Raw genomic sequence first — 9,002 nt, forward strand, 5'->3', positions numbered from 1 at the left:
GCTGCACGAGAGCAGCTCTCGCGCACGGGAGTGGGAGGGGCTCAGAACCGTTCTGGGTGCAGGTGGCGGGCCAAGGTCGCCAGCGCGTCGGCGTTGCGGACGCCGGGGGTGACCTCGGCGAACGTGGAGGGGTAGACCCTGCCGTCGCGCACCGCCGGCACCTGGGCCAGTGCCGGGTCGGTGCGCAGCTCGTCGATCAGCTCCCGCGCACCCTCCGGCCCGATGTCCGCGCCGCAGCACGCGGGCACCACGATCACGTCCGGTCGGGCGCTGATCAGCCCCTCCAGCGAGATGCGCCGCTGCCGGCCGTCGAGCTCGGGGAACGCCTGCACGCCGCCGGCCGCCTCGATCAGGGTGGTGGCCATGTCGCCGGTGCCGAACACGCGCAGCTCCCCGGCGCCGCCCGGCCGGTTGACCATCGCGACCCGGGGGCGGGTGGTGACGCCGTCGAGCCGCGCCCGGGTCCCGTCGACGGTCGCGCGCATCCGCTCCACCAGGGCCTGCGCCCGGTCCGGCGCGCCGAGCAGCCGGCCCAGGTCGGTCAGGTCGGCGTAGACCCCGTCGAAGGAGACGTCGTTGACGGCCAGGGAGGCCTGGCCGGCGCCGTCGGCGCTGGGGCAGTACTGGCGGAACAGGAACGACCCGGTCCCGGCACCGGCCAGCTCGGCGCGGCTACCCAGGCCCTCCCGGGTGAACGCGCCGGTGAACCCGGAGACGACGAGGTCCGGCTCCAGCCGCAGCACCTCCTCGCGGCTCGGGTACTCGTCGGGGAAGTAGACCGGGCGCTGCTCCTGCGGCCGGAACTGCGCCGTGACCTCCGGGATCGGGACGTTGTCCAGGTACGCCGCCCCGACGACCCGGTCCCCCGCCCCGAGCGCGTAGACGGCCTCGATGCCGTTCTGGAACGCCGCGAAGATCTTCGTCGGGGGTGTCAGCGGCACGTTCACACCGCAGTTGATCAGTGTCGCCGCAGGCGGTGTCGCCGGGGCCGCGGCCGGCGCGGGCACCCCGGCGGGGGCGGGCACCTCGACCGGCCCGCCGCATCCGGCGAGCAGGGCGCACCCGGCGAGCAGTGCCGCGGTCGGGCGGAGCGGGCGTGAGGATCCGGGCACCCGGAGAACCTACGCCAGAAGCCGTCACAGGTTCAACAGATGTTCAGTCCTTCATATGTCGGTCCGATGATCGGCACAACCGGCGCAGACGCGACAGATCTGTCGTGTCCGTGCCGGTTGCGCCGATCATGGGGCCTACTACAGGGTGCGCTCCAGCCGTCCGGCCAGCAGCGACACGAACCGCGACGGGTCGGAGAGCTCCCCGCCCTCGGCCAGCAGCGCCATCCCGTAGAGCAGCTCCGCGGTCTCACCCAGCCCGGAGTCCTCCGGCGACGCCTCCTGCTTGGCCTTCAACCCGGTGACCAGCGGGTGCGACGGGTTGAGCTCCAGGATCCGCTTGACCGTCGGCATCTCCTGGCCCATCGCCCGGTACATCTTCTCCAGGGTCGGGCTCATGTCGTTCTCGTCGTTGACCAGGCACGCCGCCGAGGTGGTCAGCCGTGAGGACAGGCGGACCTCCTTGACGTCGTCGGTCAGCGCGGTGCCCATCCAGTCCAGCAGCCCGGCGAACTCCTCGCGCTGCTCACCGGCGCGCTCCTTCTGCTCCTCGGTCTCGAGGTCGACCTGACCCTTGGCGATCGAGCGCAGCTCCTTGCCGTCGAAACCGGGCACCTGGTCGACCCAGACCTCGTCGATCGGGTCGACGAGCAGCAGCACCTCGTAGCCGCGGTCGCGCAGCGCCTCCATGTGCGGCGAGGCCTCGATCGAGGACCGGGAGTCGCCGGTCATGTAGTAGACGTGCTCCTGGCCCTCCTTCATCCGCTCGACGTACTGCGCGAGCGTGGTGGGCTTCTCGGCGTCGTGGGTGGAGGCGAACGAGCAGATCTCCAGGATCGCGTCCTGGTTGTCGTGGTCGGAGAGCAGGCCCTCCTTGACCGCGCGGCCGAACTGGTCCCAGAACGTCGTGTACTTCTCCGGCTCCTCGGTCATCATCGTCCTGACCGTGGAGAGCACCTTCTTGACCAGGCGACGCCGGATCGCCGAGATCTGGCGGTCCTGCTGCAGGATCTCCCGCGACACGTTGAGCGAGAGGTCCGCGGCGTCGACGACGCCCTTGACGAACCGCAGGTACTCCGGGACGAGCGCCTCACAGTCGTCCATGATGAACACGCGCCGCACGTAGAGCTGCACGCCGCGGCGGGAGTCGCGCATGTAGAGGTCCATCGGCGCGACCTGGGGCAGGAACAGCAGCGCCTGGTACTCGAACGTGCCCTCGGCGGCGAGCCGGATCGTCTCCAGCGGCTCCTGCCAGTCGTGGCTGACGTGCCGGTAGAACTCGTTGTACTCCTCGGTGGTGACGTCGCGCTGGGCCCGCGCCCAGAGCGCCTTCATCGAGTTGACGGTCTCCGGCTGCGGCTCCGCCGGCTCCGCACCCTCCTCGGCCGCAGCGCCCTCCTCGGTCGCGGGGGCCTCCTCCGCCGCGGGGGCCTTCTCCGGGGTCATCCGGATCGGCCAGGTGATGAAGTCGGAGTACTTCTTGACGATCCGACGCACGGTGGCCGGGTTCGCGTAGTCGTGCAGGCTGTCCTCGGCGTCCTCCGCCTTGAGGTGCAGCGTGACGGCGCTGCCCTGCGGCGCGTCGTCGACCGGTTCGATCGTGTACGAGCCCTCGCCGGTGGACTCCCAGCGGACGCCGGCGGCATCGCCGGCCTTGCGGGTCACGAGCGTGACCGTGTCGGCGACCATGAAGCTGGAGTAGAAGCCGACGCCGAACTGGCCGATCAGCTCCTGCGACGCGGCCGGGTCGGTCTCCTTGAGCTTGGCCAGCAGGTCCGCGGTACCGGACTTGGCGATCGTGCCGATCAGGTCGACGACCTCGTCCCGGCTCATCCCGATGCCGTTGTCGGCCACGGTCAGCGTCCGGTTCTCCTTGTCGATCACCAGCTCGATGTGCAGGTCGGACGTGTCGACGTCGAGGTTCTTGTCCTGGTAGCTCTCCAGACGCAGCTTGTCCAGCGCGTCGGAGGCGTTGGAGATCAGCTCGCGCAGGAAGATGTCCTTGTTCGAGTAGATCGAGTGGATCATCAGCTGCAGCAGCTGTCGGGACTCGGCCTGGAACTCGATCGTCTCGGTCGCGGTGCTCACGTCACTCCTTCTCACACGGTGCCACGGCCCGCCAGTAGCCACGGGTCACCCGGCGATTCTGCCGCAACCCCCCGGGCCGCTCCCTCCCCCGGGCCCGGTGCACCGGCCGAGCCCGGCCCGTGCGCCCGTTCGGCTCGTTGACGCCGCCACCGGGGTGGGTGAGGCTCCTCACAGGCGAACGAACTCGACGAGGAGTGTGGGAATGAGCACCGACACCGCCCCCGAAGCATCCACCGCGTACCGCGCACCCGGGCGTCTGGGCGACCCCGCTCTGACGCTCGGCGACGACCCCCGCGCCGACCCACGGATGATGGCGGTGATGCGCACCTTCGGGCTCGACGCGCACGCCGACGACGCCCCGATGGGCGCGGACGCGGGGATCGACGCGCTGCGGGAGTTCGTCACCGCCGTCGAGGTCGGGTTCGAGGGCCTGTTCACCGCGCTGGCCGAGGGCGCGCCGCGGGTCGCGGGCGTCAGCCACGAGGCCCGCACGATCGACGGCCCGGACGGCAACGAGGTCACCCTGCACATCCACCGCCCGACCGGTGTCGAGGGCCCGCTGCCCTGCATCTACCAGGTGCACGGCGGCGGCATGGTGATGCTCTCGACGGAGGGGCCGCTCTACCGGAACTGGCGCGAGGAGCTCGCGGCGGCAGGCGCGGTCGTCGTCGGCGTGCAGTACCGCAACGGCGGCGGTGCGCTCGGCGACCACCCGTTCCCGGCCGGGATCGACGACTGCGCCGCCGGCCTGAAGTGGGTCGCCGCGCACCGCGACGAGCTCGGCATCACCAGCACGGTGGTGACCGGCGACTCCGGTGGCGGCGGCCTGGCCGTCGCGCTCGCCATCAAGGCCAAACGCGAGGGCTGGCTGGACGCGATCTCCGGGGTCTACGCGCAGTGCCCCTACATCGTCGGGACCTGGGCCGAGACGCCGCCGGAGCTGCCGTCGCTGCGGGAGAACGACCGGTACTGGCTCAACCGGGCCCTGTTCCCGCTGCTCGCCGAGGTCTACGACCCGGGCCGGGCCAACATCGACGACCCGACCTGCTGGCCCTACCGCGCCACCGCCGCCGACCTGCAGGGACTCCCGCCGCACGTGATCTCGGTGAACGAGGTCGACCCCCTGCGCGACGAGGGCCTGACCTACCACCGCAAGCTGCTCGCGGCCGGGGTGGACTCCGTCGGGAAGATCAACCTGGGGCTCTGCCACGTCGGGGAGATCCTGTTCCGCTCCGCGATGCCGGACGTCTACGCCAACGCCGTCCGCGACGTCACCGGCTTCGCGCGCTCGCTCGCCTGAGCCGCAGCGGTGTCCCGGATCCGGGCACCCCGGATCCGGGCCCGGCGGAGCGGACCGCCGTGAGCTGCGTCGCTGTCGGTGTACGTCGGGCGTGTCGGGGTAGACAGTTGGGTGGTGCTGTCCTCGGGCGGCAATGGAGCGCCTGCACCGGACGGCCCACGCCCGGACCACAGGAGCCCACCATGCACCGTCCTCCCACCATCGCCGTCGTCCGCTCCTTCACGTGCACCTGCTGCGGCCGGCGCGGAGCCCGATCGATGATCCGCCTGGGCGAGCCCGACCGGCCGACCTTCATCGCCGTGTGCCCGGCCTGCGACACCCGCCCGAGCGACATCTCCTCGTCGGACGCCCTGCGCCGCGAGGAGGACTGAGCGCGTCAGATCCGGCGTCGTGATCCCCCTCGGTCATTCCGGCCTCCTCATGCGGTGCGGCGACGACGCAGGAACGGGTCCGCCAGGGCCGGCGGCACGTATCCCTCGTCGGACCGGGCGATCGTGACGCCGGGCGGCACGATCTCGTCGATCGCGTCCAGGACGTCGGACCCGAGGGTGATATCGGCGGCGCCGAGCTGGGAGTCCAGGTGCTCCCTCGTGCGCGGGCCGATGATCGGCGACGTGACCGCCGGGTGGGCCAGTGTGAACGCCAGCGCGAGGTGGATCAGCGACATGCCGGACTTCTCGGCCAGCACGGCCAGCGCCTCGACGGCCTCGAGCTTGGCCTGGTTGTCGGGCAACGACATGTCGAAACGGCCGCGCGTGGACATCGACTGCTGACGGTGCGACACCGGCAGGTCGGCGCCCTTGCGGTAGCGGCCGGTCAGCCAGCCCCCGCCGAGCGGGCTCCACGGCAGCACGCCCATCCCGTAGCGCTCGGCGACCGGCAGCAGGTCCCGCTCGACCCCGCGGGTGAGCAGCGAGTACGGCGGCTGCTCGGTGACGAACCGGCCGAGCACCCGGCGCTGCGAGACCCACTGCGCCTCGACGATCTCGTGGGCCGGGAACGTCGACGACCCGAACGCCACGATCTTGCCCTGGCGCTGCAGGTCGGTCAGGGCCGAGAGCGTCTCCTCGACGTCGGTGTCCCGTTCCGGGCGGTGCACCTGATAGAGGTCGATCCGGTCGGTCTGCAGACGCCGGAGGCTGTTCTCGACCTCCTGGACGATCCAGCGCCGCGAGTTGCCCCGGCGGTTCGGGTCGCCGCCCTGCTGCCCCATGGCGACGTCCATCGGGGCGTGGAACTTCGTGGCCAGGACGACGTCGTCGCGACGCCCGCCGGTCAGCGCCTTGCCGACGATCGTCTCCGACTCCCCCTGGCTGTAGACGTCGGCGGTGTCGATGAAGTTGATACCCGCGTCGAGCGCGTGGTGGATGATCCCGATCGACGTGTCGTGGTCCTTCTCGCCCCACGCTCCGAACATCATCGCCCCCAGGCAGAGGGGGCTGACCTGCATGCCGGTGCGTCCGAGGCTCCGATACTCCATGATCGGAGGCTAGGCCCGATCCACGGCCACCGCAGGCCGCGATGCACGGGCGTCGACGGTATCGAGCGACACCGCCCGGGGCATGACTTTCGTTCTAGACGTCACGGGCGAAGTGCGGTTCCGCCGCTTCCAGTCGCGGTACCGGGATGCCCCACCGTCGTGCTTCGGCCAGGGTGTCCCGGCAGACCTCACGCGGCTCCTGCGCGTCGGGGTCGGAGTGCGCCGCGAAGTTCATGCGCACCGGCGCGACGTGAGTGGTCAGCCAGGCGAGCACGGAGGCCGTCAGCCAGGTGGGCGCCCGGAACAGCAGCAGAGCGCCCCGGTGCCGTCGCAGGTCGAGGCCGCGGGCCTCGAGGAGTGGCAACAGCTCGCGGCCGGTCAGCAGCGCCTCGCGCAGCTCGCCCGTCTTCCCTGCCAGCTCGGACAGGGAACCCGACCGCAGGCCCTGCGAGAACAGGGCGGCATCCGACGCGAAGTGGACCCACAGCCAGCCGCGGAAGTCGGGCCGCTCCTTGATCCGGAGTCCGGCCTCGCGGAACGCCCGGCGCACGGCCCGTTCGCGGTCGGTCGGCGCCCGGCCGAGGGTGCCGAAGACGACCGACGGCAGCAGTGCCCCGCGGAGCACGCCGTCCGCGCCGACACCGCCACCGGCCTGCGGAAATCCCCAGGCGATCCGGTCGGGCGGGAGTGCGCCGATCGCGGCCGGCGGCTCGGTCCAGAGGTTGCCGAAGACCAGCACCGTGGCGTGGCCGATTCGCGGGGCCAGGAAGTCCGTCGCCTCCGGGAGGCGGTGGTGCGGCACGCTGAGCACGATCAGGTCGACGTCGTGGTCCGGCTCCAGCGTCTCGCGGTAGCGCACCGGCCACTTCTCGACGACGCGCTGCCCCCACACCCGGCGCCGCGTATCGAGCAGGTCGAGGTCCACCGCGTCCCCGTAGGTCGCCGCGCGGCCGGGCCGGACGTAGAACTCGACGTCGTGTCCCGCCTGGTGCAGGGCCCAGCCGTAGATGGTGGCGATCACGCCTCGGCCGAACATGAGGATCTTCACGCTGCACCTCGTGGGGTACGATCGATTCGGAGACCATCTCCACTTTCAAGATATGGAGGTCATCTCCACTTGTCAACGCGAGGGAGCGCATGACCACCGACAAGCCGCTGCGGGCCGACGCCCGGCGTAATCGCGATGTCCTGATCGCCACCGCACGAGAGGTCTTCGACGCCGGCGACTTCTTCGACCTGCGCTTCGACGACTTCGCCCGCCTGGCCGGGGTGGGCACCGGCACGCTCTACCGCCACTTCCCCACCCGGGAGGCGCTGGCCGAGGCGGTCTACCACGGGGAGGTCGCCGTGCTGTGCGACCGCGCCCGCCGGCTCCAGGCCACGCTGCCCGCGGCAGAGGCCCTGGCGGCCTTCCTGCGCGGCATGGTCGACCACATCGAGGCCCACGAGGGCCTGGCCCGGACACTGGCCACGCTCATGGCCGACCGCTCGGGCGCCCTCGCCGTGGGCAGCCGCGCGCTGGAGGACGCCGTCGCCGACCTGGTCGCCGCCGCCGTGCGGGACGGCACCGTCCGCGACGACGTGGACTCCGGCGCCGTGATGATGGCGCTGCACGGCATCAGTGCGGCCCACGACCGCCCCGGCTGGCGGGCCGAGGCCGACGATGTCCTCACCCTGGTACTGGACGGGCTGCGCCGCCCGCTGTGACGCGAGCAGGTGGAGATGCCGGGGTGTGGGCGGACGAGCCGGTCTGTAAGCCGGATCCTGTTCCCGGACGTCTCACGACGTTCCGTTCGGCGACCATCCATCTCGGCCTGCCGTTGCCGGCAGGCTCCAGCGGTCTACCCGCAGGCTCGGGCGGGCCGCCCTCGAGCACCTGCGCAGCTGCGCTCGCACGCAGCCTCTTGACCTTGCTCCGGGTGGGGTTTACCTAGCCACCCCGGTCGCCCGAGGTGCTGGTGGTCTCTTACACCACCGTTTCACCCTTACCCCCGGTCCCGAGAAATCCCGAGGCCGGAGGCGGTCTGTTCTCTGTGGCACTGTCCCGCGGGTCACCCCGGGTTGCCGTTGACAACCACCCTGCCCTGTGGAGTCCGGACTTTCCTCGACGGAGCCGGTGAGGCCCCGACGCGGTCGCCCGACCGACTCGTCCGCACGTGCAGTGTAGCGGCGCCGCTGCGGTCAGAGGATCTCCAGGGCCCGCTTGCGCTCCGGCGGCGGGAACGCGCGGTCCAGCTCGGCCCGCTGGGCGTCGGTGAGCGCCACGCCGACCGCGTCCCGGTTCTCCTCGACGTGGGCGGTGCGCGACGCCTTCGGGATCGCCAGGACGTCCCCGGCGTCGAGCACCCAGGCCAGCGCGACCTGCGCGGCGGTGGCGCCGTGCTCGGCGGCGACGGCGTCCAGCGCGGGGTGCCCGAGCAGGCGTCCCTGCTCGATCGGCGAGTAGGCCATGATCGGCAGCCCGCGCTCGCGCAGCCACGGCAGCAGGTCCCACTCCGGGCCGCGGCGGGTCGGGTTGTAGAGCACCTGGTCGGTGACCAGGCCGTCCCCGCCGTCGAGGCCTGCGAGCTCGTCCAGGTCGTCGACGTCGAGGTTGCTGACGCCCCAGTACCGGATCGTGCCCCGGTCCCGGAGCTCCCGGAACGCCTCGACGGTGTCGGCGAGCGGGTGCCGTCCACGCCAGTGCAGCAGGTAGAGGTCGATCCGGTCGGTGCCCAGGCGGCGCAGCGCACGTTCCGCGGCGTCGACCGTGCCCCGGCGCGAGGCGTCGCCGGGGAGCACCTTGTCGACCAGGAACACCTCGTCGCGTCGACCGGCGACCGCCTCCCCGACCAGCTCCTGGGCCCCGCCGTCGGCGTACATCTGCGCCGTGTCCACGACGGTCATGCCCAGGTCGAGCCCGCGCCGCAGCGTGGCGATCTCGTCGGCGCGCCGGGACGGGTCCTCGGCCGTGCCCCAGGTGCCCTGCCCCAGCGCGACGATCCGCTCGCCGCCGGGCAGCGTCACGGTGGGCATCTCGGTTCGG

At 71.8% G+C, this 9,002-nt stretch carries 7 protein-coding genes and 1 other RNA gene; 2 read left to right on the forward strand and 6 right to left on the reverse strand.

What is annotated here, in order from left to right; all coding sequences use genetic code 11:
- Positions 1–41: 41 nt before the first annotated feature.
- Together I4I78_RS25855 and htpG are read right to left on the reverse strand one after the other, a co-directional pair.
- A complete protein-coding gene (locus I4I78_RS25855; protein WP_308252358.1) occupies positions 42–1,112 on the reverse strand; it encodes an ABC transporter substrate-binding protein in 1,071 nt (356 codons plus the stop codon).
- Between the two features lie 138 nt (positions 1,113–1,250).
- Positions 1,251–3,197: a molecular chaperone HtpG gene (gene htpG / locus I4I78_RS25860; RefSeq protein WP_218614099.1), complete on the reverse strand. Its 1,947-nt coding sequence runs from the start codon at positions 3,195–3,197 to the stop codon at positions 1,251–1,253.
- Between the two features lie 202 nt (positions 3,198–3,399).
- Here htpG and I4I78_RS25865 point away from each other — a divergent pair, with 202 nt between their 5' ends.
- On the forward strand, positions 3,400–4,497 hold the full coding sequence (locus tag I4I78_RS25865; protein ID WP_218614100.1) for an alpha/beta hydrolase fold domain-containing protein: 1,098 nt from the start codon (positions 3,400–3,402) through the stop codon (positions 4,495–4,497).
- Between the two features lie 418 nt (positions 4,498–4,915).
- Here I4I78_RS25865 and I4I78_RS25870 read toward each other — a convergent pair whose 3' ends face one another.
- Both I4I78_RS25870 and I4I78_RS25875 read right to left on the reverse strand, forming a co-directional pair.
- On the reverse strand, positions 4,916–5,977 hold the full coding sequence (locus I4I78_RS25870) for an aldo/keto reductase (protein ID WP_218614101.1): 1,062 nt from the start codon (positions 5,975–5,977) through the stop codon (positions 4,916–4,918).
- Between the two features lie 94 nt (positions 5,978–6,071).
- Entirely contained in the window at positions 6,072–7,025 is a 954-nt protein-coding gene (locus I4I78_RS25875; RefSeq protein ID WP_218614102.1) for a ketopantoate reductase family protein, read from the reverse strand.
- 89 nt (positions 7,026–7,114) lie between these two features.
- Between I4I78_RS25875 and I4I78_RS25880 the strand changes: the two genes are divergently transcribed.
- Positions 7,115–7,684 carry a TetR/AcrR family transcriptional regulator gene (locus I4I78_RS25880; RefSeq protein ID WP_218614103.1) on the forward strand — a complete coding sequence of 190 codons (570 nt, stop codon included), beginning with the start codon at positions 7,115–7,117 and terminating at the stop codon, positions 7,682–7,684.
- A 30-nt stretch (positions 7,685–7,714) separates the two neighbouring features.
- Here the strand turns inward: I4I78_RS25880 and rnpB are convergent.
- Together rnpB and I4I78_RS25890 are read right to left on the reverse strand one after the other, a co-directional pair.
- An RNA gene (gene rnpB / locus I4I78_RS25885) (RNase P RNA component class A) lies at positions 7,715–8,126 on the reverse strand.
- A 32-nt stretch (positions 8,127–8,158) separates the two neighbouring features.
- The gene (locus I4I78_RS25890; RefSeq protein WP_218614105.1) at positions 8,159–8,992 is read right to left on the reverse strand and encodes an aldo/keto reductase; all 834 of its coding nucleotides are present in this window, start codon (positions 8,990–8,992) and stop codon (positions 8,159–8,161) included.
- Positions 8,993–9,002: the final 10 nt, after the last annotated feature.

The sequence above is a fragment of the Pseudonocardia sp. KRD291 genome, assembly GCF_019263595.1.
GTDB lineage: Bacteria > Actinomycetota > Actinomycetes > Mycobacteriales > Pseudonocardiaceae > Pseudonocardia.

Bases quoted from the DNA above. Each gene is read 5' to 3' on its own strand.
- I4I78_RS25890 (WP_218614105.1), bottom strand. From the start codon at position 8,992: ATGCCCACCGTGACGCTGCCCGGCGGCGAGCGGATCGTCGCGCTGGGG.
- I4I78_RS25865 (WP_218614100.1), top strand. From the start codon at position 3,400: ATGAGCACCGACACCGCCCCCGAAGCATCCACCGCGTACCGCGCACCC.
- I4I78_RS25880 (WP_218614103.1), top strand. From the start codon at position 7,115: ATGACCACCGACAAGCCGCTGCGGGCCGACGCCCGGCGTAATCGCGAT.
- I4I78_RS25870 (WP_218614101.1), bottom strand. From the start codon at position 5,977: ATGGAGTATCGGAGCCTCGGACGCACCGGCATGCAGGTCAGCCCCCTC.